Here is a 23,033-nt window from a genome sequence, read left to right on the forward strand (position 1 = left end):
TCAGCCGAGGCGGGCCAGCGCCCGGTCGATCACCGCGAGATTGGCCGCCCAGCCATAGGCCTGGCGCACATAGTCGCCGGCGCTCTGGCCGAGCGCGACGCGGGTCGCCGGATCGGTCTCCAGGAGGTGGCGCGCGAACGTCGCCGCGTCGTCGGCGACGCGGAGATGCGTGCGCGCCGCCGGCTCCACGCCCTGCATGGCCGGCCCGGCGGCGACGATGAAGCGCCGCATCGCCATCGCCTCCAGCACCTTGTTCTGAATGCCGCGGGCGATGCGGAGCGGCACCACCACCGCCTCGGCATGCGCGATATAGGGGCGGATGTCGGGCACGCGGCCGGTGACCAGAATGCCGTCGCGGGTGCCGAGCGCCTTCACCGCCTCCGTCGGATTGGTCCCGACGATGGCGAAGCGCGCCGCAGGCCGCGCCTCCCTGACCTTGGGGAAGATCTCGTCCGCGAACCACTGCACCGCATCGACATTCGGCCAGTAATCCATGGCGCCGGTAAAGGCATAGACCGGGCCGGCGCCATAGGGGTTGTCGTAAGCCCCCTCGGGATCGAAGAAGTCGGTGTCGACGCCGTTATTGGCATGCACCACCTTGGCCGCGCTTTCCGGCGCCAGCTTGCGGAACAGATCTGCCTCGTTGCGCGAGCACAGGATGACGGCGCCGAACCCGGCGGCCGCCTCGCGCTCGAGCTTGAGCAAGGTGCGGCCCTCGCGGCGGTAGATCCAGCGCATCGGCAGCCGCGCCGTCTCGGCATATTGCAGCCACTTGTCGGAATCGACGTCGACGAAGTCGATCATGCAGCGCGACGGCGCGATGCGGCGCTGGTTCAGCACATAGGGCGCGACCGCCGAGGAGTAGCAGAAGACATGCGCCGGCTGGTGCCGCAGCACGATCTGATCGACCCAGGCCGCAAGGCCGGCATCGTGAAAATAGCGCCGCGTCAGGCTGTCGCCGGTCGCCAGCGAGATCAGGCTGCGCAGCTTCGCGAGCCTCGGATCGAGCGTGACGAAATGGCATTCGCCACCGCAGATCTCGGTCAGCTTGGCCGTATATTGCCGGTCATGCGGGTCGTCGATGAAGCAGCCGAGATGGATGCGGAACGAGCGGCGCAGATGCGCCAGGATGTTCCAGGAGCGAATCTTGTCGCCCTTGTTCGGCGGATAGGGGATCCGCTGCGACAGGAAGAGGAGATCTTGCATCACCACACGAATCGGCCGGCCGCGCCAGTCTACCCCGCGGCGGGGCGCAGAATGGCCGGCAAAGCTTGAGCATTCGTGATCTGGCCCCGCCCCGCCGCATTGCCTGGCGGGCACCGCCGCCGCCGGTGGACACGGGCCTGCCGAAGATCACCCTGGTGACCCCCTGCCTGAACCGCGCCGATCTCGTCGGCATGGCGATCGAGAGCGCCTGGACCCAAGGCTATCCCGCGTTGCGCCAGATCGTCGTGGATGGCGGTTCGACCGACGGCACGCTGGCGGCGCTTGCCCGCCATCCCGAGATCGAGGTGGTGGCGCAGCGCTCGCAAGGCTCGCACCCGGCCATGAACGAGGGACTCGCCCGCGCCGACGGCGAGGTGGTCGGCTTCCTCAACACCGACGACCTGCTGCTGCCCGGCGCCCTGCATGCCGCCGGCCGCGCCTTCGCCGACGATCCCGCGCTCGACGCGCTCCGCTTCCGCGCCGCGCTGTTCGAGAGCGCGAGCGGCGACACAATCGCGGCGCATGCGGAGATCGTCGAGCCGCCGCCCGAACTGCAGCTCGACGCGGTGCTGTTCGGCACGCCGGGCTTCAATGCCTGGTTTTTCCGCCGCCGCGTCTTTGCCGTGCATGGCGATTTCGATCCCGCCTTCGACATTGCCGCCGACCGCGACTTCCTGCTGCGGCTCACGCTCGGCGGCGCGCGGATCCGCCATCTGCCTGTGCTCGGTTACGCCTACCGGCAACATGCGGGGTCGCGCACGCTCGACCGCGATGCGCGGCTCCGCCTCGGCATCATGGCCGAGCACGTGGCGATCGTGCGCAAGCATCTCTCGCGACCGGATCTGGCGCCTGCGGACCGCGCCGCGCTCAGCGCCTGGCATGCTCGCGAAACCGCGCGGCTGCTCGGCCAGCAGATCAAGCAGGGCAGGTTCGGCGCGGCGCTGGACCTGGCGTTCGGTGGATTTCGGGCCGACCCGGCCTGGCCGCTGGCAATCACTGCCGGACGGCGGCGGGCGGCGCATCTCGCAGCCGCCGTCAGCGCCGCCGGCCGCTCAGAGCTGCCCATGCCCGCCTGAGCAGGGCCCGCGCCAGCGCGCCCGCCGGGACATAGCCGTCGATCCGCTCGCGCACCTGCGCCAGCGCCGCTGCCACATCCTCGCTCGGCACCGCGCTGCCGCTCGCCGCCAGCTTCGCCAGCACCTTGTCGCGCCACGGCGTATGCCGCGCGGCGCGCTGCTGCCGGCCCCGGCGGGAACCCGGCACGCGGAAGCGCGAGGTCACCGCGTCGACCGTGCCGAACGGCATCAGTGCGGTGCAACGCAGCCAGAGGTCCCAGTCCTCCAGATAGACCAGCTCCGGGTCGAAGCCGCCGGCCTGCCGCAGCAGATCGGCGCGCGCCAGCACCGCCTGGATCGGCATCTGGTTATCGGCATGCAAGAGCGTGCGCCACACCGCCGCCGGCCCGACCGCGCGGCCGGCGGCCGGCCAGCCGGCATCTTCCGCCGCCGAGCGCACCGGCACTTCCAAGGCGCGGGCCACCACGGCGCCCCATTCGGGATGCGCGTCGAGCGCCGCCGCGAGCAGCGCGGCATGGCCGGGATCGAGCTCGTCGTCGTCGTCGAGGAAGCCGATATAGCGCCCCGTCGCGATCGACAGGCCTAGATTGCCGGCGCGCGACACGCCGAGATCCGGCGCGAAGCGATAGCGCAGCGCCCGGCCCGGGCCGAGCGGGAGGGATTGCGCCAGCTCCGCCAGTGCGCCCGGCCCATCCTCGATCAGCACCGTCTCGACCGCCGGATAGGTCTGCCGATCGATCGAGCGCAAAGCCGCCTGCAGCCAGGCACGGCGGCGGCCACGGCTGCGCACGATGATGCTGACCGGCACCCAGCTGCCCTCGGGCAGCGTGCCACGGTCGATGCCTTCCTGCTGGGTCATGGCCCGGCTCAGCCCGCCTTCCCCCAGAGGCCAAGCGCCCGCAGCAGGCGGAACAGCCCGAGGCCGCGCAGGAAGCGGGCGATGCGGTTGTTGGCGATGCCGGCCATCTGCACTTCCAGATGCACCAGGCGCTGGTGCACCAGGCCGACCTGATGCTGCGACCGCTCGGCGATCTCGTTGACGCGGTCGACCCGCCGGCGCAACTCTTTCAGCTCGGCGGCGATGCGGTCGAGCCGCACCGTGACCTCGACATCCTCGCCGGCCGGCGGATTCGCGGGCGGGGCGGCATCGCCCTGGCGCGTCGCGGCCCTGGCCGCGAGCCCCTCCTTCGTCTCGGCCCACAGCACCTCGGGCCGGGTCAGCCAGCCAGGATCGGACGGATCGATCGGCGGATGCGCGCGCGGCATTGCCACCCAACGGCCGTCCCACTCGACCACCTCCATCGCGGCGGCAGCCCCGAACAGATCGCGCGCGAACCGCTCCTCCGCCGTCACCGCGGCGATGGCGTCGTTCACGCTGGCGAAGCGACGGATGCGCGGATCGAGCAATGACGGCGCCGCGAACAGATTGTCGACCGCGAGATAGCGTGGCACCGCGTAGATCGCGGTGCCGACCGCCATCAGGTCGCATTCGCCGGCCTCGCCCACCAGCTTGGGCGGGCCGTGGTCGCGCTTGAACAGGGAAAAGTTCGGCGAGCGCGCCACCGCCGCTTGGGTCAGGCTCCCGGCATAGGCCGGATCGATCAGATGTTCGAGCCGCCGCGCCGCGTCCGGCTCCGCGCCGGTGCGTTCCAGCCGGATCGCCTCGTTCTCCTTCAGTGGCATGATCCGGCGCGAGCGCTTCACCGCCAGCGCCGTGCTCGACATGTTGCGGCCGTCATTCGGCCCGATGTAGTTGAAGTCGCCATCGGTGCCCGGATGCCAGGCGTGATAGATGAAATGGCTGTCGTGCCAGGTCTCGCGCCGGCCGAAATTGGCCAGCCGGAACGTCAGTTCGTATGGGCCGCAGACATGGCCGACATAGTCGAGGCTCTCGTCGGCGCCGCCGACGGCGATCAGGTCCGCCCGCCAGGCGCACATGCAGGCGCCGTAATTGCGCGTGTGCAGCGGGTCGATGCTGTCGGCGACACCGGTGGTCCGGTCGCCCAGCCAGTTGGCCGCGCCGTCGCCGCGCATCTCCGCGAAGGACGGATAGTTGAACGGGTAGAAGTCGCGCCGGATGTTCCGCACCTGGTCGATATGCAGCACGATGCCGGGATCAGCGGCGAAGCTCGCGCGCACGGTACGGATGAAGGACGGCTCGAACATCGCGTCGGAATCGCAGATCACCACGATCTCGCCGCGCGCCCGCGCGATGCCGACGTTGTACATCAGGTGCTTGTGATAGTAGAGGTCCGCGCCCATCCCCAGCACGATCCAGAGGTCGAGCGGCGGCGGCTTGCCGGCCTTGGCGGCGGCGTCGAGGCGGCGGTCGATCTCGGCCACGCGGCGGTCGTAATACTCGATCCAGATGATCTCGTAATCGGTGCGCGGCACATCCTGCGCCGCGAGGTAGTCGAGCGCGTGGAAGCTCTCGCGGCAATTCCAGTCGAGCAGGATCAGGCTGACCTTCGGCGTCGCGGACGTCGGATTCTGGAACAGCGTCCGCATGGGCGCCGCGGCGTCGATCGGCATCGCGGCGGTCATGCCTGCGAGCCTCGCCGTGCCAAGGCGCGCGCCGCATTTCGCCAGGGATGCCGTACCCAGCCGAGCGCCCGCTCCACCCGCGCAATGCGGGCCAGCGCCGGCGCCAGCATGATGGATTGCTGCAGCACGTCCATGCGGTGCGCATTCGGCAGCGCCGCGAGCTCGGCCGCGCTCATCGCGGTGAGATCGACTTCGCCGAGCACTGCCGGCACGCCGTAATAGCGGCGGCGATAGCGGACCAGACTGTGATCGAGGAAGTTCGGCTGCACCAGGATCGGCGTGTCGTCGAAATCGATCTCCGCCAGCCGCAGCGGGCGCCGCCGCCACACCTCGGCGTCGCGCGGGCGCAAGTCCCCGGGGACATAGCCGAAGGCCTCCATCGCCGCCTTCACCTCGGCCGCCACGCGTGCCCAGCGCTCGCCCACGAACTTCTGCCGATGCGCGCCGATCTGCCCTTCGCGAAACGTCGGGCTCGACCGGTCGAACAACGAGGCCGCGATCGCCGCCGGCGCGCCCAGCACGCCAAGCCTGATCTGGATCGACCAGATCAGCGCCTGCTGCGCGGCATCATCGCCGCCGCCGGCCGCGCCGACGACATCCTCGAAGGGAACCGGGATCACATTGGGCAGAGCGAGCCACGGCGAGAAGGCGCGGGTGCGCTCGGCGAAGCGTCCAAGCAGCACGTCGTCGTCCAGCAGCTTCTCGATCCGCTCGTCGAATTCCAACCCGGCGAACCAGCCCGCCATGGAGCCGTTCTCCGGCGCGCTGCAATAGGCGGCCTCGGCGATCAGGATATCGAGCGGGTGGCGGAAGATGAACAGCGCCGGCGTGCGCATGAAAGGATGCGCGCGGTTCCCGAACGGCGCGCGCCGTACCGTGTCGACGAAGAAGTCGCGCGGCACGGTGTGCGAGTTCGAGTACTCGACGCAGTACCAATGCCCCGGCGTCGGATCGTCGGGACAGACGATGCCGGGCTTGAAGCCGAGCGCCGGGGCGAGGCGGTAGAGCAGATGCGTGCCCGATTTCGGGATCGAGATCAGGAAGACCGGACGGTCGAGCCCGTGTCCGCTGAGCTTCGGGATGACCACGAGGCCCGCATCCCTATCCAGCTCGCCGAGCAGCGCCGCCTCCAGAGCCGCAATCGAGCCGTGGGTGAGGCAGAGAATATCGGCCTCGCGCGGCGTCGCGGCCGAGACGCCCGGCAGCAGATCGCGGATCGCCGCGGCGAACGCGTCGTCCGGCAGCACAGCGAGGCGGCACGGCGCATCGCGCGTCGCGACGCGGATGGCGGCGGCGAAGGCCGCTGGCGCCCGCTCCACCGCGTCAAGTCGCAACGGCACCATCATCGCTAGATCGTCTCCACCCCGTCCCCCAGCAGCGTTTCGAGGGCCCGCGGGCCGTCGAGGACAACGACGCCCGGCCGACTGGTCGGGTCCTCGCGCTCCAGATCGATCGGACCCAGGGCCTGCGGCAGGCGGAACACCTTGCCGCGATAGGCGACGAAGTTGTAGCCGTCCCGGCTGCCGACGAGCAATGGCGGCCGCTGATCCGGCGCCCGCACCCCATCGGCCGTTTCGGCACTTTCGGCAATCAGCGCCTGTGCCGCCGCGAAGGCCGCGTCATAGCGCTTCGGCAGATGAGGGCGCAGCGACGCCGCGTGGCGTCGCCGCAGCCCTTGCAGCGATGCCTCTGCCTCGGCGCGCGACCCAAGGGCACGCCCGATCAGGTCGTCCAGCAGCCGGTTGAGCCGGGCGGCCGCGGCCTCGGCCGCATCCGCGATGGCGGCCTCGAGCCGCGCATCGTTCAAGGTGGAACGCTCGATGCGCGTCTCGGCCCGCCACACCTGGCTGCGGAAGTCAAAAGATCTCGGATCCAGGTTCGATTTGTTGAAGGCGAAGCCCAGCACTTCGTCGCTTGCCGCGGGGCGATGGACTTGGCCGCGACGGATCAACTCATCCAGTTGCCGTTGGAACGGGGAATAAGCGGCTGGCTCGCCCGGTTCGAACCGCGGATAGCCAAAAGCTTCCGCCATCGCCTCCAGACCCATCGCGCGCATCCATTCGATGTGGTGATGGGTGAGAAGGTTGGCCTCCGTCCTGCCGATTCTCTCCCGGTCGCGCCGCCCGGCGCCGAGCCCCCCGCCCGGGGCGCGGTGCTCCAGATTTCTCCCCGCATGCGCCGCGATCTTGTCGGCGGCCGGCAAACCCGCCGCCCTCGCCAGTCCCTCGATCGTGTCGGTCGGCGCCCGGAGCAGATCCTCCCAGCGCATGACCGCATACCGATGGCGCACCGGTAGAAACGCGCGAAGGTAGTCGACATAGAACCGGGCGATGCCCTCAAAGAATCGTCGATCGGAAAGCTTGTAGAGCGCGATGTCATCGCGCAGCGCGTTCTGATCGGTGGCGGGCGGCATGAAGCGGTCGATGTACTCCAGCACCATCTCATTGAGCGAGAAGCAAGAGTTCACGATCTCGGCGGGACTGCGCAGCGACGCATAGAGCACGTGGTCGCCGAACGAGGGACAATCGGCCCACCAATCCGGATTGCCGTGGGCATGCGCGATCGGCTCGCATCGCAGCAGCGCCAGCGGGTGGGACACGACGAGCAGGATCTCGCCGCGGCCGCGGATGCCGATGTATTTGCGATAGCAGATCCGGCCGGGCCGGCCCCAGTCGACATAGCGCGGCCCGCCGGTGAGACGGCGAAAGCCCGCGCCGTAGATCAGGTCTTGTTCCAGGCCATGATCGGCGACCGTGCCCGCAACGGATTCGCCCACATGGTCGCCCAGCTGCGCCACGAATAGCGCCAACAGGGCCTCGCGCAGGTCGTCTCTCGCCGCGCCGAACGGGCTGATATGCATCAGCACGTCGCAGAGCACGTCAAACCCGCTGCGCGGCGGCCCGATCGCCAGGGGTCGGAAGGGGATTCCCCCGCTGCGCTTCATGGCACGCCGGCGACCTTCAACCCGCCGCCAGGCGTGTGCGATCGACGATATAGCGCACGAGTTCGTCGACCGATGCCTCGACCGGTTGCGTCCCCGTGTCGATTGTCAGCTCCGGCGCCGCCGGCGCCTCGTAGGGCGCCGAGATGCCGGTGAAATCGGCAAGCTCGCCGGCGCGGGCGCGGCGATAGAGGCCTTTCGGATCGCGCCGCTCGCAGGTCTCGATATTGGCCGCCACATGCACCTCGTGGAACAGGCCCGGACAGACGCGGCGCGCGCGGTCGCGGTCCGCCCGATAGGGCGAGATGAAGGCGGTGATCACCACGGTTCCCGCATCGGCGAACAGGCCGGCGACCTCGCCGACCCGGCGGATATTCTCCGCCCGGTCGCTCGCACCGAAGCCGAGATCGGCATTCAGGCCGCGGCGCACGTTGTCGCCGTCGAGCACATAGACGCTGTAGCCCCGCGCGAACAGCTCGCGCTCGGCCTGCATGGCGAGGGTCGACTTGCCGGCGCCGGAGAGGCCAGTCAGCCAGATCACTGCGCCACGATGGCCGTTGCGCGCCGCCCGCGCCTCGACGGTCAGCAGATGCTCGACCGTGAACAGGCTCGTCGCGCCGCCGTGTCGTCCCGCATCACTCACGATGACGCCGCCACCGACTGTGTCATAGCCATCGATCAGGGCGCAGCGCGCCATCGCCGGGTCGCGTTCGACCGGATCGAACGCCAGCAGGCCGCGGGCACGCAGCCGCACCACCGCCGTCTCATCGCGGCCCACCATCTCGGCGGGCGCTGCAGCCAGCGTCTCGTTGTCGATCACGCTCTCGATCGCCTCGACGGTGACGACCAGCTCGCTGGTCGCGCGGCGCAGCTTGAGCAACTGGCCGAGGCGAAGCGGCGCCTCCGCCAGCCAGAACAGGCGCAGGCGGAACTGGCTCGCCAGGTCGGGCGGATGCGCCGTGTCGCTGGCGATGTCGCCGCGCTCGACGAAGATCGGCCGGTCGAGGGTGATGCCGACCGATTGGCCCGCGACCGCCTCGGCGGGCGGCGGATCGGCACCCCAGGACTCGATGCTCGCCACCTGCGCCCGGCGCCCCGAGGGCGAGAACAGCAATTCGTCACCGATGCGCAGCAGGCCGGATTCGATGCGGCCGACGAGGACGCGTTTGTCGCCCAGTTTGTAGACGTCCTGCACCGGCAATCGGAGCGGACGCGTCGTCGCCGGCACCGGCGGCGCCAGCCGGTCCAGCGCTTCGACCAGCAGCTCGCCGCCGTACCAAGGCATCGATTGCGAAGGCGTCGCCAGGTTCTCCCCCTCACGCGCCACCACCGGAACGATCGCGACGGGCCGGATGCCGAGGCGCTCGAGATGGCGGCCGGCCTGTTCCGCGACGGCGCGGAAGCGGTCCGGATCGCGGCCGACCAGATCCATCTTGTTCACCGCCACGACCACCTGGGCGATGCCAAGCAGATGCAGCAGATAGGCGTGCCGCCGGGTCTGCTCGCGCAGGCCCTCGGCGGCGTCGACCATCAGCACCGCCGCATCGGCCGCGGCGGCGCCGCTGATCGTGTTGCGCAGGAACTCGCGATGCCCCGGCGCATCGACGATGACATAGTCGCGCCGCGCAGTGTGGAAGCGGATCTCGGTGACGTCGATGGTCACCGCCTGGTCCCGCTCGGCCTGGAAGGCGTCGAGCACGAAGGACCATTCGAGCGGCATGCCGCGGCGGGCGCTGACCGCGCGGATCTCGTCGAGCTTGCCCTCCGGCAGGCTGCCGGTGTCGTGCAGCAGGCGGCCTATCAGGGTCGACTTGCCGTGATCGACGTGGCCGACGAAGACGAGGCGCAGTGGCGGGCGCGCGACGGGGTCGGACATGTCACATGTAACCGTCGGCGCGCAGCCGCTCGAAAGCGTCCTCGGCCTCGTGATCCATGGCGCGACCGGCCCGCTCCGGCACGCGCGTCGCCTCCAGCTCGGCGATGATCTCGTCGATGGTCGCGGCGGTGCTGGCGATCGGATGGGTGATGTTGCGCTCGCCGAGGGAGCGATAGCGCCGGCCGTCGCGTGCCAGGTAAGGCGGCACGACGGGGATGCCCTCGCGCCTGGTGTAGCGCCAGATGTCGAGCTCGGACCAGTCGAGCAGCGGATGGATACGCAGATGCGCAGCCTCCGGCACCTCGGTCTTGTACTGGTCCCAGAATTCGGGCGGCTGGTCGCGGAAGGCCCAGCCGCCCTCCGGGCCGCGCGGCGAGAAGACACGCTCCTTCGCGCGTACCGCCTGTTCGTCGCGGCGGATGCCAAGCAGGACGCCGCGATAACCCTCGCGGCCGATCAGGCTCCTGAGGCCCGCGGTCTTGCGGGCGGCGGCGCGTGCAGCGGGCGGCAGGGCCGGGTCGACTGCCCCCTCTGGCGGGCAGGCCTCGATGCGGAGGTCGAGCGACCACGCATCGGCCGCCGAGTCGCGGAAGCGGTAGACCTCGTCCAGCTCCATCCCGGTATCCAGCTGCACCACCGGAAACGGCACACGGCCGAAGAACGCCTTGCGGCACATCCAGAGCAGCGCGTTCGAATCCTTGCCGACCGACCACAGCAGGGCGAGCGGCGCGACTCGGCAGAACGCCTCGCGCAGGATGTAGATCGTGCGGCCTTCCAGCGCATCGAGATGGTCAAGCATGGTCGCCCACCATGGCTGGCTGGCGGCCGCTTGGGCAAATGTTCCCGATCACCGGCCCCGCCCTTCTCCGCTCACCGGCATCGATGTCGCACTCTCTGTCAGCGCCGGCGCACTATGCTCCCCAGCTGTCTCGCCCCAGTAGCGGGCAACATCAATCCCGTATTTCCGCTGCAAGACCCGGTTGGATGCGGTGAATCGGCGGCGCAGGGCGACCTGCAATTCGGGCGCGAGCGGGTCGAAGCGCCAGTGCAGCCATTGGTCCAGGCGGTCGATCCGGTTGGCCAGCGCGCGGCGCCCCTGGCCTCCTGCGAGGGCATTCACGGCCGTCAGCAGGAGGACTCCGACCCGCCCGAGTGCGGGATTTTCGCGCACGCTCGGCAGCCTCTGTTTCAGCCTGCCGCCAAGCTGATCGGCAAGCCGGCGCGCGAAGCCGTCAGGATCGGCAGCGAATTCCTCGAACAGCCAAACCCACACTCTCCGAAATCTCGTTTCGTAGAGAGCGAGCAAGTTCGTGTACTCGAAATGGCCGATATCCAGTCCCGGCAGCGGATCCGCTTCGATCGCCTCTGGCGTCCTTCGCCTCTCCTTCCGGTCCGCGACGGACTTCATGGCACGGTTCCATCCGCCGCGGAAACTCTGGAGGTAGAGCGACCGGAGGATCGCGACCTGCTCGCGCAAGGTCACGACGATCTCGGCCGTAGGAAAGACCTTCTGCAGGAACGACGCGGTCATTTCGAGAGAGTTCTCGCGAATCCAGAAGGTCGTCAGCGCCTCGTCGCTGACCAGCACCACGGGCTCGTCGAAGGTGGAAAGGTAGAATTGGAACTCGGCGCGGATCTCGTCGACATGTTGCATCGGATCGACGCGAATCGCATCGCGCAACGCGGTTCCCAGGAAGTAGCTTTCCATGGGGACGAAATGGATGCCCTCGATCGCGGGAAACACATGCCGCTGAAGATAGGTCGTGCCGGTCTTGGCCAAACCCACATGCACGACGATGCGCAGACGCCGATCGCGCTCGGTTTGCAGCATTTCGAGAAGGCGGGCGAGGCTGGAAGCCCGAATCGGCTCCCCGCCTGCGGCCTCCGGCAGCGCGACGAACGCATCACCGCGGAAACAGATCGCGTGGTCGAATGCCTTGAATAGCGGCAGGTCCGGAAACGTTGCTTGCTTCCTGACCAACGCCTCCACTGCCGCCGCCACCGTCGCCTCGCCGGCTCCGGACGCTCTGGGATCGAATGCGCCCGTGCCCTGTCGATGCAGATGGACGCGGCCGTCCAGTTGGATGAGATCCCAATCCCGGATGTGGCCGATCGATCTCGGACCATGGTCGCGCCGCGCCAGCCAGTAGCGGTGCGACCGCATCGCCGGACCGACCGTGGCAAGCAGTGCGATGGGTTCCGTGGACATGCCTGCCTATCCGCGCCGCCGGCAGGACGTCGCCCGGACATTGGGCAAGCGATATCCACCCGCTCGCACGCACATTCGGTCGACGCCCTTCCCTACTCTGGTAGGATATCGCCATCGGCGGCCGAGCGGGAGCAAACGATGCACCGTGTTCTGGCAGTTACTCTGGCCTTGCTGGCGGCCGCGATTCTCGTGGGCCGTTCCCCGGCCAGTGCAGCCGACCTGCCGGTCGACCTGGAGCTGGTGCTGGCGATCGACATTTCCGGCTCGATCGATGCGGACGAGGCCAAGCTGCAGCGCCAGGGCTATGTCGATGCGCTGCGCGATCCCGAGATCCACAAGGCGATCAAGGCCGGCGTGATCGGCCGCATCGCCGTTACCTATTTCGAGTGGTCGAGCTTCGACCACAAGTCGATCGTCGCCGGCTGGACCTTGCTCGACGGACCGAAATCGGCGCTGGAGCTTGCCGCCTATCTCGCCGAGGTGCCGGTGCGCACCGGCATGCGCACCTCGATCACCGGCGCCATCCTGTTCGCCATGCCGATGTTCGAGGGCAACGGCTTCGAGGGCACGCGCCGGGTGATCGACATCTCCGGCGACGGGCCGAACAACGATGGCGGCGACATCGCCGAGGCGCGGGACGACGCCGTCGCTCGCGGCATTGTGATCAACGGCCTGCCGATCATCAACGACCGGCCGAACCGGTTCGGCTTCCCGGTGCTGCAGGATCTCGACAAGTACTACGAGGCCTGCGTGATCGGCGGGCCCGGCGCCTTCGTGGTGGTGGCGCGCGACTTCGACAGTTTCGCCGCCGCGGTCAGGCGCAAGATGCTGCTGGAGATCGCCGGCATGCTGCCGCCGGTGCGGCACGCCCAAGCGTTGCCCGGGGCGATCACACCGGCGGCGGCGCGGAAGCCGCTGCGCCAGCTTGCTCAGACGGCGCCACTGCAGGACCGGCCCGGCTATCCCGGCGGCTGCGATGTCGGCGAGCGGCAATCGCGCGACTTCTGGCGCCAACGCTACGGCCCGTAGGCGCCGATGCAGGCAGGCATCGCCGGAGCGTTCCGGCGGATCTTTCGACCGGCGACCGGGTCGCAGCTCGTCGAGCTGGAATGTGAGCCGCACGGGCTGATCGAGGCCGGCCGCCGCGCCATGGAGGGCGATATCGTCATCCTGCGCAATGTCGAGGCGGTCCGCGCGGTGCGGGCGGCTCTCGACCGCCGCGCCGTCGCGGCCGGCGCCGACCCTGCGGCGCTGGCGGAATTCCATGCCGGCGGCGGGACCCCGGACCTTCCCACGCTGCGCGGCCTCGCCGCCGCCATCAAGGGGCTGCGGACGGAGCGGGAGATCAGCGCCCTGCTGGCGCCGATGATCCGAGGCCTGGCTTTGCCGCCGCCGATCCGCCTGGAAGGCGGCATACCGCGCCTGGTCCTGCCGGCCGAGACCGTAGCGTCGGCGCGCGCCTCCGGCCTGTTCGAGGCCGCGGACTTCGTGAAGGCTCGCGCCGACGGCCCGACCGAAATCTTCATGCCGCGCCCCGCCAATATCCATCGCGACTACAACCGGCCGCACAGCCTGCTCCAGTGCAATCTCTGGTTCCCGCTGCACGATGCCGACGCGGCGACCGTACTGCGGCTCTATCCGCAGGCCTATCGCGAGGCGATCCACGACATGGATGCCACGGCGGCGAACCTGGCCCGCCTCGGTCCGCCGCTCCGCTACGCGCTCGGCTTCGGCGACCTCGTGCTGTTCCATGGCGAGCACCTGCACACCTCACCCGAACCCGGCCCGACGCGGCGGCTCTCCTACGACTTCCGCATCGCCGCCGATTGCGAGGACGACACCGCGCACTACCGCGACTGCTTCCTCGACCTCCGCAACTTCGAGGCCGGCGGCGGCGCGCTCGCGGCGCTGAACGAGCTCGAACAGGCGGAGCGGCCGGGCGCCGAGCGGATTGCCGCGCTGCTCGATGCCTTCGACGCCGCGCCTTTCGCCGAGGACCGCAACCTGATGGCGGCGCGGCGCGCGATCGACATCGCTCCCGACCTCGCGCACCGCGCGCTCCGCCGCATCGTCGAGCGCTCGCCGCACTGGTTCTGGGTGGCCGAGGCGGGCGAGATGCTGGCGACGCATGGCTTCCGCAAAGCCGCCATCGCCGCGCTGGAGAAGGCACGTCGGCTGGCCCGCAACGCGCCGCGCCGCCGCGGCTACGCCCCGATCAGCTACGCCAACCCGCGCACGCAACCGGACCCTCTCGCTGTCGCCCGCCGCTGCGAGGCGCAGCTCGCCGCGCTTCGCTGAGGCCCCGGCGTCACAGCGCCCCTAGAGAGCCCGGGCCTTGTCGCGCAGCACGAACTTCTGGATCTTGCCGGTCGAGGTCTTCGGCAGGTCGGTGAACACCACCGTCTTCGGGCACTTGAAATGCGCGAGGTTGTCGCGGCAGAAGGCGATGATCTCCTTGTCGGTCGCGGAGGCGCCGTTCTTCAAGGTGATGAAGGCGCAGGGCGTCTCGCCCCATTTCGCATCCGGCCGCGCCACCACGGCCGCTTCCAGCACCGCGGGGTGGCGATAGAGCACGCTCTCCACCTCCAGGGTCGAGATGTTCTCGCCGCCGGAGATGATGATGTCCTTGGAGCGGTCGCGGATCTCGATATAGCCGTCCGGGTGCATCACGGCGAGGTCGCCGGAATGGAACCAGCCGCCGCCCAGGGCCTCCTCGGTCGCCTTCCGGTTCTTCAGATAGCCCTTCATGACGAGATTGCCGCGGAACATGATCTCGCCCATCGTCTGGGCATCCGCCGGCACGTCTTGCATCGTCTCCGGGTCCTTTACCGTCAGCCCTTCCAGCATGCCGTAGCGCACGCCCTGGCGCGCCCGGAGCCGCGCCCGCTCGCCGAGCGACAGCGGGTCCCAGGCCGAGTGCCAGGCCGAGACCACAGCCGGGCCATAGGTCTCGGTCAGGCCGTAGACGTGGTTGATCTCGAAGCCCATCTCCTCCATCGACTGAATGACGGCGGCGGGCGGCGCGGCGCCGGCGGTGGTGACCTTGACGCCGCGCTTCAGGCCGTCCTTCAGCTTCGGATCGGCGTTGATCAGCATGGTCAGCACGGTCGGCGCGCCACAGAAATGCGTGACCCCCTCGGTCCGGATCAGCTCGTAGATCATCGCCGGATCGACCCGGCGCAGGCAGACGTTGACGCCGGCCATCGCCGCCACGGTCCAGGGGAAACACCAGCCGTTGCAGTGGAACATCGGCAGGGTCCAGAGATAGACCGGGAAGCGGCCCATCCCCCACTCCACCGCGTTGCCGACCGCGTTCAGATAGGCGCCGCGGTGGTGATAGACGACGCCCTTGGGATTGCCGGTTGTGCCCGAGGTGTAGTTGAGCGAGATGGCGTTCCACTCGTCCGCCGGCAGCTCCCAGGCGAAATCCGGATCGCCGGCGGCGATGAAGGCCTCGTACTCGATGCCGCCGATGCGCTCGCCCGGGCCCGTATAGGTCTCGTCGTCGATATCGACGACGAAGGGCTTCGTCTGGCACTGCGTCAGCGCCGCCTTGACCACACCGGAGAGCTCGCGGTCGACCAGCACCACCTTGGCCTCGCCGTGGTCGAAGATGAAGGCGATGGCCGCTGCGTCGAGCCGGGTGTTGATGGCGTTCAGCACGCCGCCCGCCATGGCGACGCCGAAATGCGCCTCGTAATGCGCCGGAATGTTGGTGGCGACCACCGCGACGGTGTCGCCGGACCGGATGCCCTGCTTCGCCAGCGCCGAGCCCAGCCGGCGGCAGCGGGCATAGGTCTCGGCCCAGGTGAAGCGGCGGCTGCCGTGCACGACCGAGGGATAGTCCGGATAGACCGCCGCGGTGCGCGCGATCAGCGACAGCGGCGACATCGCCGTGAAGTTCGCTTGCGTCTTCGGCAGATCGGTTTCGTAGGGATTGGCCATGCCACGCCTCGTCACGAACGGATTTGCCGGCACGGTAGGACGTGCGGCGCGCCGCGGCAATTCACCGCGCGGTCTCGTAGTGGAAGCTCATCTGCAGCTGGGCCGCGGTGTTGTCGAGGGCGGCGAGGCAGGCCGGCGCGCGGGCGAGCGGAATGGCGACGTCGAAGCGGACGATGTAGCTCGCCCCGGCGCCCTCGATCAGCCGCTCGGCGGTGAGGCGCACGATATTGGCACCGTATTCGGCCAGCGCCTCGGCGATGCGGGCGATCAGGCCGGGCTGGTCGAGGCCCGAGAGCTGCAGCCGGTGGGTGACGCGGCCGCTCTCGCCGTGCCGGGCGCCGACCTTGAAGGGATGCACCGCCACCGTGGCGCCGGCCAGCGCCGGCAGGGAGGCGAGGTCGCGCTGCAGGCCGGAGGCCTCGGTGCCGTCCGGCATCTCGACCGCGGCCGAGAGCTCGAAGCTTGCGCCCAGCACGGTGAAGGCGACATCGCCGAGATTGCCGCCCTGCTCGTAGAGCCGGCCGGCGAGCTGGGCCACCACGCCGACCCGGTCGGTCCCGAGCACGGTGACGAGCAGGTCGACCGGCATTCTGGCCTCCTCTCGGTCCTACTCCGTCAGCGCGATGACGGAGAGTTGGCGGCCGTAATCCGGCTCGCCGGCGAGCGTGGTGCGGCGATAGGAGAAGAACCGCTCCGGGTCGTCGCGGGTATCGGCGCCGGTATCCTCGACCCGCTCCACGCCGGCGAGCGCCAGCCGGGCCGCGACATAGCCGGTGAGGTCGAACTGGAAATGCCGCGCCCGCATCGACGGCGCGAAGAAGCGGATATTGGTAGGATCGGCCTCGTTGTAGGCGCGCATCAGGTCGAGCCCGACCTCGTAGGAATCCTGGCGGATCGCCGGGCCGATGGCGGCGGCGATGCGGTCGCGCCGGGCGCCGAGCCGCTGCATCGCCTCGACCGTCGCGGCGACGATGCCGGCGAGCGCCCCCTTCCAGCCGGCATGCAGCGCGCCGATGACGCGCGCCTCGCGGTCGGCCAGCAGCACCGGCACGCAATCGGCGGTCAGGATGCCGAGCGCAAGGCCGGGCCGATCGGTCACGAGGCCGTCGACCTTGGGCCGGCGATCCATCGGCACCGGCTCGGTCACCACCGCGACCCCGGCCCCGTGCACCTGCCAGCCGGTGGTGAGCCGGTCCGGCCCGAGGCCGAGTGCCGCGGTCACCCGGGCGCGGTTCTCCGCCACCGCGGCCGGATCGTCCTTCGAGCCGGGGCCGCAATTGAGCGAGGCATAGACGCCGGCGGACACCCCGCCGCCGCGGCCGAAGAAGCCGTGCGCGATGCCCGGCACCGCCAGCACGCTGGTGCACAGCGCCGGCGGCGCGGCGTCGTTCGAGTTGGCGGGCGAGGCAAGTTCCATCCGCGCAAGCTGCGACGCCACGTCGCGCCGGTCAACCATGACCGGCACGATTGTTCCGCGGCGCATCCGTTCCGCCACCCTTTTCCCCGCCCGCGCCGGGGCAGGGAGCCGGCGGGCGGCGCATCTGTTCCGCGGCGTACCTGTTCCCTTTCTCCCTCTCCCGCACCGCGCGTGAGGGTTCCGGGCGGCGCATCTGTTCCGCGGCGCATCTGTTCCCTCTGGGGCCGTCGTCCCCGGGCTTGTCCCGGGGACCCACGGCCATCCGCCCGTGCCGGCGGCGAGGCGTGGATGCGCGGGACAAGCCCGCGCATGACGTCGAGAGCAAGCGGCGCATCTGTTCCGCGGCGTATCTGTTCCGGCAGGACCTCCTTGCAGTTCCGACCGGAAGCTTACCATTTTTTTTGCTCAAGGAGCAATATCAGAGCCACCTGCCGTCAATCACTTGGCCTTGCCGCAATAGGCCTCGACCCGGTAACCGTCCGGGTCGATGGCGAAGCCGGCGTAGTAATCGGCGCCGTAATCCGGGCGCAGGCCGGGCTTGCCGTTGTCCTTGCCGCCGGCGGCCAGCGCCGCGGCATGGAAGCCGTCCACGCCCTTGCGGCTCGGCGCGTCGAAGCAGAAATGCAGGCCGGAGGTCAGTTCCGGCGCCACCGGGCTCTTGGTCTGGCTGATCCAGAAGGCCACCGCCTCCTTGCCATAGCCGAGGAAGCCCTCGCCCTCGCTCACCACCTTGTAGCCGAGCGGCTTGAGCGCCGCGTCGTAGAACTTGCGGGTACGCGCGATGTCGCGCACGCCGATCGAGACATGATTGAGCATGAGCCTTCTCCTGGGTTCGCGGCCGGCCGGGCATTTCTAACCATCAAGCCGGTTGACAGAGAGTGTCGCGGCGCCCATCTGTTGTCAACCGGCTTAATGGTTATATTTGATGGTCATGGTAGGCTCTCTGCGATGACGCGATTCCCCCGATGACGCGAAGCCCAGGGGCGGCGCGGCCGCCGACCGCATGCTGATCGCCGCCCCGCCGGACGGCCTCTGCCTCGACTTCGCCAACACGCGCGGCTGGCGCGGCCGGGCGAACCCGACCGAGGACCTGAAGGCGCCGGCCGACCTGATCGCCTGGATCGGCAAGCGAGGCGGCCTCGCCGAGACGGCGCTCGACGGCCTGGCGGAGGCGATCAAGGCGGCGCCGCAACGCGGCGAGGCGCTGCTCGCCGAGGCGACGCGCCTGCGCGAGGCGATCTATCGGATCTTCAGCGCGGTCGCCGAAGGGCGTGCGGTGGCGGATGCGGATTTCGCCGTGCTCGCGCAGGCGCTGGCCGCGGCGCCGGCGCGCTCGCGCCTCGCCCGCGCCGATGGCGGCTATGCCTGGGAGGTCGATATCGGCCGCCTGGAAGGCGAGGCGGCGGCGCCGGCGCTGCTCGCACCGGTGCTGTGGTCGGCCGGCGACCTGATGCTGCAGGCCGAGGGCCGCCGCATCCGCCGCTGCGCCAACGACCAGTGCCTGTGGCTGTTCGTCGACGACAGCAAGAGCGGCACGCGCCGCTGGTGCGACATGTCGAGTTGCGGCAACCGCGCCAAGGCGAAACGGCACTACGCGCGGGTGAAGGGGAAGTGAGGTTGGGCTAATGCAGGCGCGAGGCGTCAGTTGGCGCTGCGTTGTCGGTTCCGCAACATCCCGACCATGCCGAGCCCCGCAACGAGCACCACCAGACCTGCCGGCTCGGCCACGGCCACGCTGCCGCCGGTGCCGATAGCGCGGATGTTGTCGACGCCGAGCTGTCCCGCGATGGCCTCGCCGGGGAAGGCCGCACCGGTGCCGTGGAAGAGGCGGAGAACGGTCACGTCGGTGAGCAGCGCCGTCACGTCGCCGAGCAGGGCGGTGAGATCGGCCGCTGCGACGGGGAACACCACGCTGGTCCAGCCGCCGCCGGCCGGAAGCAGGGCGGCGAAGCTGGTGACCGCCTGGTTCGCCGGCGGCCCCGGAATGGGGTCCTCCAGCAGCAGGCGAATGCTGAGGTCCACGGCGCCGAAATTGCGCAGGTCCATGGCAATGCCGGTAATGCCGGCGGCCGTGTAGTTCCCGGACCATTGCGTCGCGTTCATCGCGACCAGCCGAGAGCCCGCGCCGCCGCCGCCAATGCCAATGCCGGTCATCAACAGGAAATTGTCGCCGGCGCCGCCCGGGCCGCCGGCACTGACGCCCGGCGGGACCGGCGGCACGGAGCCGAGCGCCCCGCCGGCGAACCAATTTTCGGTGGTCCCGGAAGTGAAAGTATCGACCTCGCCCGCCACGATCGCCTGCGCCGAGAAAACCGGCGCCATCGACAGCGCGATGGTCAAGGCCAGAAGGGCTGGATGTTTCGCCATACGCATCCAATCCTCCCTCGCGCAGATCACGAATTCAATTCAGTCCCTTGAGCAGGCGATACTTGCGGCAGAAGCTTTCGGCGGCCTGGTAGGCGGTGGCGCGCGTCGCGAAGCGCTCGCCCAGCATGATGGTCATGGGGCCGGCGGTGATGACGACGATACCGCTCTGGTCGAGGAACTCGGCACAGAGATCCGGCGCGACCAGAAGCCGCTCCGGATACCACGCGGCGGGTGAGTAGATTTCGGGTGCGGCCTGCGCGGGGAACATCGCCGCGCGCGCGGCGCCAGCTTCCTGCTTGCCCATCTTGCACGCCCCTTGAACCCTAGCCCCCAAATTTTGCCCACCCGTCGTTACGCGGGCAAGACATTTCAGGGACCGCCAGGAGACGACGCGCCTGGGGCGTTCGATCAGCGCGTCTTCTTGCCGATCTCCGATTTCATCGCGGCGTGCTGGTTCGCCGCCTCGCTCTGGCTCTGCTCCAGCGCGGCTTGCGAAGCATCGCGGACCCGCAGGTTGTTCTGTACGTGGGTGACGCCGGTGACGCCCTCCACCACCCGCTCGGCGCGGCGCTTGGCGTAGCGGGTGTCGACGGTGCCGTCGAGCGTGACCTCGCAATCCTGCACCTGCACCCGGATATGGGTGGCGTCGAGATAGGGGTCTTCGGTCAGGCCGTCGTTCACATCCTCGCGGATGCGCTCGTCGGAGCGGCGATAGCCGGCGGGCCCGCGGCCGCGATGGTCGGGCCGGCCGTACTCCTCTCGCCCGGGCCCGAGCGTGCCGGCGGCGCCGGACCAGGCCGGATCGCGGAAGCCGGGATCCCGGTACAGGCCGCGCTCGCCTTGCTGCGGCGGCTCGTAGCCGCGCGCCGCATAGCCCGGACTGATCGCGCCGGCATAGTCGCGGCCGGTGGTCTCCTCGCCCCCGTGCGGCCGATAGCGGCGCGGGCCGTAGTCGCGCCGCTGTCCGGAGCGCGCGGCGTAGCGCTCTTCCGGATAGTCGCGGCGCGCATAGCGATAGCCGCCGAGCTGCTCGTCCCACGCGCCCGGCTCGCCCTCGCCGCCGTAGTCGAAATCCGCCTGGGCGCGGCGCATGCGTTCCTCGTCGCGCGCATCCCAGTCGCGTTCGGCCGCGCGGCGCGGCGCGCTGCCGTGGCGCCCGCGTTCGTCCAGGCCCTGCCGGCGATCGCGCTCGTCCGGATAGAAATCGTCGTGCGGCATGCGGTCTTCGCGGTTGCCGGGCGCCGGGGCCATCGCTTCCTCCATCACGCGGGAGATCCCGCACCGCAAGCCGGTGCGGTTGCGGGCATAACGTGCCGGCGCCGGATGATGTTCCGGGCCGATCCGCGCTGCCGTCCTATTCGCCGATCAGATGGGCGACGATCTCGCGGTGGCGGCCGCCGGTGCGATGCTCGAACAGGTAGATCGCCTGCCAGGTGCCGAGCGGCAGGCGGCCGGCATCGACCGGGATGCCCAGTTGGGTCTGGGTCAGCGCGGCGCGGATATGGCTCGGCATGTCGTCCGGGCCTTCCTCGACATGGGTGTAGCGCGGGTCGCCCTCGGGCGCGAGGCGCGTGAAGAAGCCCTGCAGATCGTCGAGCACCTTGGGATCGGCATTCTCCTGCACCAGCAGCGAGGCCGAGGTGTGGCGGACGAACAGGGTGAGCAGGCCGCGGCCGATGCCGCTGGCGGCGACGAAGCGCGCGAGCTCGGGCGTGATGTCGGTGAAGCCGGGCCCGCGCGTGCGGAAGCTGAACGTCTCCAGCACCTGGCGCATGGCTCAGAGATGGGGGTTGGCCGCCGGCGGGTCCAGGGCCGCAAGGCCGAAACGGGTCCGGGCGATGGTGCAGGCCTCGTCACCGGGCAGGCAGGCGCGGCAGACATCCGGGCGCAGCTCGTACACGGCGCAGGAAGTGGCGCGGCCGACCTCGCCGTCGAGCGCCGCGCAGCGATCGCCCAGGCAGCGCATGCCGGTGCCGCGCGCATCGACATAGGCGGGTGGAATGCGGGCGAGCGCCGCGTCGTCCTCGAGCGTGAAGCGCGGCCAGTCAGCGGCATAGGCGCAACAGGCGCCGCAGGCCCGGCAGGGATCGGCGGCGGCCGGCGTCGCGCCGGCCGTCATTTCTTCCGGGTCAGGCGGCGCTGGTTGGCGCGCACATGGCTGCGCAGGCGGCGCACCACGCGGTTCGGCGTGCCGCCGGTGGCGAGCGTCGCGCCCGCCTCGGCGAAGGCAGCCGCCTTCTCCATCACCATGCGGGTCATCTCCGCCTCGGCCGCGGCGCCGCCGGCCGCCACCTTGAGCAGCCGGAGCCCGATCACCTGCTGCATCTCCAGACCGAGACGCAACGCGTCAACGGAAAAGCCGAACCAGTCCCGGAAGATCGTGAGATCGTGGCCTGGCCGGCGTGCCATCGTCCCTAGCGCGCCCTCCGCGCCTTGCGGGCGGCGTAGCGGGCGTCGCGCTTGGCCTTCTGGCCCTCCCGCATCACCGCCTCGGCGGCCGCGGTGAGCTCGGCATCGCGGCGCGCTTCCTCGAGGCGGCGCGCCTCCTCGGCGGCCTGCTCGGCGGCGAGGCGCTCCGCCTCGGCCTTGGCCGCGGCTTCCTCGGCCGCCTTGCGGGCGGCCTCTTCCGCGGCGAGGCGGGCGGCGGCGTCGGCTAGGCGCTTCAGCTCCGCCTCGCGGGCGGCGCGCTTCTCGGCCTGGCGCTGTTCGCGCGCGGCGGCGATGGCGGCGCGCTCGGCCTGCTTCGCGGCGATGCTGGGGTCGTTGATGGCCCCGCGGAAGCGCTCGATCATGGCGCGCTTGGCGGCGGCGGCGGCGTTCTGACGTTCGTCGAAAGTGTCGTTCTTCAAGCGGCTCTCAATCCCCTGTTGCAGTACCAATGCCCAACGGGCGTGCCCCGAGGCAGCCCGGCGGGCGGTGTCTCATCGATGTTTGGGGCGGGCCGCGTTGCGCAAAGCGCGGGCGAGCCCGGGTATCCGACCAAAACTCGACTGGCCGGGAAGCTATGGCCCGATTGCGGCCTTGGCAAGGCGCACCGGCACAAACCAGCCCTGCCGGTGCGGCGTAGCAACACTTGCGCCAAGCGGCGATCGGGCGGCGATCAGGCAAGCAGGTCGTGATGCTCGCGATGCGCCTCGATCCACGAGGCGGCATAGCCGCAGCGCGGCACCAGCCTGAGCCCCTCGCGCCGCGCCACCTGCATCAGCCCGGCCATGAAGCGCGAGGCCGCGCCGGTGCCGCGCAAGGCCGGCGGCGCCTCCACATGGGTAATGACGAGGCGGTCGCCGTCGCGCCGGTAGTTGCCGAACACGATGCGGCCGTCGACTGCGAGCTCGTAGCGGCTCCTGGCCGGATTGTCGGTGACGGTGTCGGTCGCGGCATCTGGCATGGTTAAGGCAACTCGCTGATCCGCTGCTGGTTCCGCCGGCAGTCTAGGCACGAAACGCTGCCCT

Annotated in this window: 24 protein-coding genes; 4 read left to right on the plus strand and 20 right to left on the minus strand. The window is 70.0% G+C overall.

The genetic code is table 11. From position 1 onward, the window contains the following. On the minus strand, positions 1 to 1,206 hold the full coding sequence (locus DT074_RS07830; protein ID WP_119419303.1) for a TIGR03087 family PEP-CTERM/XrtA system glycosyltransferase: 1,206 nt from the start codon (positions 1,204 to 1,206) through the stop codon (positions 1 to 3). Positions 1,207 to 1,271: 65 nt separating this feature from the next. Here DT074_RS07830 and DT074_RS07835 point away from each other — a divergent pair, with 65 nt between their 5' ends. Further along, on the plus strand, positions 1,272 to 2,282 hold the full coding sequence (locus tag DT074_RS07835; protein ID WP_119419276.1) for a glycosyltransferase: 1,011 nt from the start codon (positions 1,272 to 1,274) through the stop codon (positions 2,280 to 2,282). Here DT074_RS07835 and DT074_RS27950 read toward each other — a convergent pair. The 7 genes from DT074_RS27950 to DT074_RS07865 are packed head-to-tail and all read right to left on the minus strand — an operon-like array spanning position 2,242 to position 11,852. Continuing rightward, positions 2,242 to 3,141: a glycosyltransferase gene (locus DT074_RS27950; RefSeq protein ID WP_162914716.1), complete on the minus strand. Its 900-nt coding sequence runs from the start codon at positions 3,139 to 3,141 to the stop codon at positions 2,242 to 2,244. The genes DT074_RS07835 and DT074_RS27950 overlap by 41 nt on opposite strands. Before the next feature lie 8 nt (positions 3,142 to 3,149). After that, positions 3,150 to 4,826: a glycosyltransferase family 2 protein gene (locus tag DT074_RS27955; protein WP_162914717.1), complete on the minus strand. Its 1,677-nt coding sequence runs from the start codon at positions 4,824 to 4,826 to the stop codon at positions 3,150 to 3,152. Continuing rightward, positions 4,823 to 6,172 (minus strand): hypothetical protein, encoded by a 1,350-nt coding sequence (locus tag DT074_RS07845; protein ID WP_119419277.1) that lies wholly within the window; start codon positions 6,170 to 6,172, stop codon positions 4,823 to 4,825. Before DT074_RS07845 ends, DT074_RS27955 begins: the two co-directional genes overlap by 4 nt. A gap of 2 nt (positions 6,173 to 6,174) precedes the next feature. Further along, the gene (locus tag DT074_RS07850) at positions 6,175 to 7,770 is read right to left on the minus strand and encodes a hypothetical protein (RefSeq protein WP_162914718.1); all 1,596 of its coding nucleotides are present in this window, start codon (positions 7,768 to 7,770) and stop codon (positions 6,175 to 6,177) included. A 16-nt stretch (positions 7,771 to 7,786) separates the two neighbouring features. Continuing rightward, positions 7,787 to 9,643 (minus strand): adenylyl-sulfate kinase, encoded by a 1,857-nt coding sequence (gene cysC, locus DT074_RS07855; protein WP_119419279.1) that lies wholly within the window; start codon positions 9,641 to 9,643, stop codon positions 7,787 to 7,789. Between the two features lies 1 nt (position 9,644). Beyond that, positions 9,645 to 10,442, minus strand: a complete 798-nt coding sequence (gene cysD / locus DT074_RS07860; protein ID WP_119419280.1) for a sulfate adenylyltransferase subunit CysD — start codon at positions 10,440 to 10,442, stop codon at positions 9,645 to 9,647. Positions 10,443 to 10,490: 48 nt separating this feature from the next. Then, positions 10,491 to 11,852, minus strand: a complete 1,362-nt coding sequence (locus DT074_RS07865; protein WP_162914719.1) for a sulfotransferase family protein — start codon at positions 11,850 to 11,852, stop codon at positions 10,491 to 10,493. Positions 11,853 to 11,990: 138 nt separating this feature from the next. Here DT074_RS07865 and DT074_RS07870 point away from each other — a divergent pair, with 138 nt between their 5' ends. Next, entirely contained in the window at positions 11,991 to 12,881 is an 891-nt protein-coding gene (locus tag DT074_RS07870; RefSeq protein WP_119419282.1) for a DUF1194 domain-containing protein, read from the plus strand. Between the two features lie 6 nt (positions 12,882 to 12,887). Next, positions 12,888 to 14,150: a hypothetical protein gene (locus tag DT074_RS07875; RefSeq protein WP_119419283.1), complete on the plus strand. Its 1,263-nt coding sequence runs from the start codon at positions 12,888 to 12,890 to the stop codon at positions 14,148 to 14,150. A 21-nt stretch (positions 14,151 to 14,171) separates the two neighbouring features. On the opposite strand, the gene DT074_RS07880 is transcribed toward DT074_RS07875, so the two are convergent. From DT074_RS07880 to DT074_RS07895, 4 genes are all read right to left on the minus strand, one after another. Next, positions 14,172 to 15,797: an acyl-CoA synthetase gene (locus DT074_RS07880; RefSeq protein ID WP_119419284.1), complete on the minus strand. Its 1,626-nt coding sequence runs from the start codon at positions 15,795 to 15,797 to the stop codon at positions 14,172 to 14,174. A 61-nt stretch (positions 15,798 to 15,858) separates the two neighbouring features. After that, entirely contained in the window at positions 15,859 to 16,386 is a 528-nt protein-coding gene (locus DT074_RS07885) for a glycine cleavage system transcriptional repressor (RefSeq protein WP_119419285.1), read from the minus strand. Positions 16,387 to 16,404: 18 nt separating this feature from the next. Beyond that, positions 16,405 to 17,280, minus strand: a complete 876-nt coding sequence (pgeF, locus tag DT074_RS07890; protein ID WP_368744525.1) for a peptidoglycan editing factor PgeF — start codon at positions 17,278 to 17,280, stop codon at positions 16,405 to 16,407. A 372-nt stretch (positions 17,281 to 17,652) separates the two neighbouring features. Further along, on the minus strand, positions 17,653 to 18,030 hold the full coding sequence (locus DT074_RS07895) for a VOC family protein (protein ID WP_119419286.1): 378 nt from the start codon (positions 18,028 to 18,030) through the stop codon (positions 17,653 to 17,655). A 187-nt stretch (positions 18,031 to 18,217) separates the two neighbouring features. Between DT074_RS07895 and DT074_RS07900 the strand changes: the two genes are divergently transcribed. Further along, positions 18,218 to 18,829, plus strand: coding sequence for a CGNR zinc finger domain-containing protein (locus DT074_RS07900; protein WP_119419287.1), 612 nt, complete (start codon positions 18,218 to 18,220; stop codon positions 18,827 to 18,829). Between the two features lie 26 nt (positions 18,830 to 18,855). On the opposite strand, the gene DT074_RS07905 is transcribed toward DT074_RS07900, so the two are convergent. The 8 genes from DT074_RS07905 to DT074_RS07940 all read right to left on the minus strand — a co-directional run bounded on the left by DT074_RS07905 (position 18,856) and on the right by DT074_RS07940 (position 22,969). Continuing rightward, positions 18,856 to 19,587 carry a hypothetical protein gene (locus DT074_RS07905; protein ID WP_162914720.1) on the minus strand — a complete coding sequence of 244 codons (732 nt, stop codon included), beginning with the start codon at positions 19,585 to 19,587 and terminating at the stop codon, positions 18,856 to 18,858. 28 nt (positions 19,588 to 19,615) lie between these two features. Beyond that, on the minus strand, positions 19,616 to 19,885 hold the full coding sequence (locus DT074_RS07910) for a hypothetical protein (RefSeq protein WP_119419289.1): 270 nt from the start codon (positions 19,883 to 19,885) through the stop codon (positions 19,616 to 19,618). Positions 19,886 to 19,989: 104 nt separating this feature from the next. Next, the gene (locus DT074_RS07915) at positions 19,990 to 20,832 is read right to left on the minus strand and encodes a BON domain-containing protein (RefSeq protein ID WP_368744526.1); all 843 of its coding nucleotides are present in this window, start codon (positions 20,830 to 20,832) and stop codon (positions 19,990 to 19,992) included. A gap of 103 nt (positions 20,833 to 20,935) precedes the next feature. Further along, positions 20,936 to 21,355, minus strand: coding sequence for a secondary thiamine-phosphate synthase enzyme YjbQ (locus DT074_RS07920; protein ID WP_119419291.1), 420 nt, complete (start codon positions 21,353 to 21,355; stop codon positions 20,936 to 20,938). Between the two features lie 3 nt (positions 21,356 to 21,358). Next, positions 21,359 to 21,700, minus strand: coding sequence for a YkgJ family cysteine cluster protein (locus DT074_RS07925; RefSeq protein ID WP_119419292.1), 342 nt, complete (start codon positions 21,698 to 21,700; stop codon positions 21,359 to 21,361). Continuing rightward, entirely contained in the window at positions 21,697 to 21,990 is a 294-nt protein-coding gene (locus tag DT074_RS07930; protein ID WP_368744528.1) for a hypothetical protein, read from the minus strand. The genes DT074_RS07925 and DT074_RS07930 overlap by 4 nt, the downstream gene beginning before the upstream one ends. A gap of 5 nt (positions 21,991 to 21,995) precedes the next feature. After that, on the minus strand, positions 21,996 to 22,430 hold the full coding sequence (locus tag DT074_RS07935; RefSeq protein WP_119419293.1) for a DUF6481 family protein: 435 nt from the start codon (positions 22,428 to 22,430) through the stop codon (positions 21,996 to 21,998). Between the two features lie 251 nt (positions 22,431 to 22,681). After that, positions 22,682 to 22,969 carry a GNAT family N-acetyltransferase gene (locus DT074_RS07940; protein ID WP_119419294.1) on the minus strand — a complete coding sequence of 96 codons (288 nt, stop codon included), beginning with the start codon at positions 22,967 to 22,969 and terminating at the stop codon, positions 22,682 to 22,684. Between the last annotated feature and the right edge of the window lie 64 nt (positions 22,970 to 23,033).

This window comes from Desertibaculum subflavum (assembly GCA_003576705.1).
Lineage (GTDB): Bacteria > Pseudomonadota > Alphaproteobacteria > Ferrovibrionales > Ferrovibrionaceae > Desertibaculum > Desertibaculum subflavum.

Excerpts from the sequence above, each read along its gene's own strand:
- DT074_RS07900 (WP_119419287.1), top strand. The coding sequence starts at position 18,218 with ATGCTGATCGCCGCCCCGCCGGACGGCCTCTGCCTCGACTTCGCCAAC.
- DT074_RS07905 (WP_162914720.1), bottom strand. The coding sequence starts at position 19,587 with ATGCGTATGGCGAAACATCCAGCCCTTCTGGCCTTGACCATCGCGCTG.
- DT074_RS27955 (WP_162914717.1), bottom strand. The coding sequence starts at position 4,826 with ATGACCGCCGCGATGCCGATCGACGCCGCGGCGCCCATGCGGACGCTG.
- DT074_RS07925 (WP_119419292.1), bottom strand. The coding sequence starts at position 21,700 with ATGACGGCCGGCGCGACGCCGGCCGCCGCCGATCCCTGCCGGGCCTGC.
- cysC (WP_119419279.1), bottom strand. The coding sequence starts at position 9,643 with ATGTCCGACCCCGTCGCGCGCCCGCCACTGCGCCTCGTCTTCGTCGGC.
- DT074_RS07895 (WP_119419286.1), bottom strand. The coding sequence starts at position 18,030 with ATGCTCAATCATGTCTCGATCGGCGTGCGCGACATCGCGCGTACCCGC.
- DT074_RS07865 (WP_162914719.1), bottom strand. The coding sequence starts at position 11,852 with ATGTCCACGGAACCCATCGCACTGCTTGCCACGGTCGGTCCGGCGATG.
- cysD (WP_119419280.1), bottom strand. The coding sequence starts at position 10,442 with ATGCTTGACCATCTCGATGCGCTGGAAGGCCGCACGATCTACATCCTG.
- DT074_RS07850 (WP_162914718.1), bottom strand. The coding sequence starts at position 7,770 with ATGAAGCGCAGCGGGGGAATCCCCTTCCGACCCCTGGCGATCGGGCCG.
- DT074_RS07845 (WP_119419277.1), bottom strand. The coding sequence starts at position 6,172 with ATGATGGTGCCGTTGCGACTTGACGCGGTGGAGCGGGCGCCAGCGGCC.
- DT074_RS07910 (WP_119419289.1), bottom strand. The coding sequence starts at position 19,885 with ATGGGCAAGCAGGAAGCTGGCGCCGCGCGCGCGGCGATGTTCCCCGCG.
- DT074_RS07830 (WP_119419303.1), bottom strand. The coding sequence starts at position 1,206 with ATGCAAGATCTCCTCTTCCTGTCGCAGCGGATCCCCTATCCGCCGAAC.
- pgeF (WP_368744525.1), bottom strand. The coding sequence starts at position 17,280 with ATGCGCCGCGGAACAATCGTGCCGGTCATGGTTGACCGGCGCGACGTG.
- DT074_RS07915 (WP_368744526.1), bottom strand. The coding sequence starts at position 20,832 with ATGGCCCCGGCGCCCGGCAACCGCGAAGACCGCATGCCGCACGACGAT.
- DT074_RS07940 (WP_119419294.1), bottom strand. The coding sequence starts at position 22,969 with ATGCCAGATGCCGCGACCGACACCGTCACCGACAATCCGGCCAGGAGC.
- DT074_RS07885 (WP_119419285.1), bottom strand. The coding sequence starts at position 16,386 with ATGCCGGTCGACCTGCTCGTCACCGTGCTCGGGACCGACCGGGTCGGC.
- DT074_RS07870 (WP_119419282.1), top strand. The coding sequence starts at position 11,991 with ATGCACCGTGTTCTGGCAGTTACTCTGGCCTTGCTGGCGGCCGCGATT.
- DT074_RS27950 (WP_162914716.1), bottom strand. The coding sequence starts at position 3,141 with ATGACCCAGCAGGAAGGCATCGACCGTGGCACGCTGCCCGAGGGCAGC.
- DT074_RS07920 (WP_119419291.1), bottom strand. The coding sequence starts at position 21,355 with ATGCGCCAGGTGCTGGAGACGTTCAGCTTCCGCACGCGCGGGCCCGGC.
- DT074_RS07875 (WP_119419283.1), top strand. The coding sequence starts at position 12,888 with ATGCAGGCAGGCATCGCCGGAGCGTTCCGGCGGATCTTTCGACCGGCG.
- DT074_RS07880 (WP_119419284.1), bottom strand. The coding sequence starts at position 15,797 with ATGGCCAATCCCTACGAAACCGATCTGCCGAAGACGCAAGCGAACTTC.
- DT074_RS07930 (WP_368744528.1), bottom strand. The coding sequence starts at position 21,990 with ATGGCACGCCGGCCAGGCCACGATCTCACGATCTTCCGGGACTGGTTC.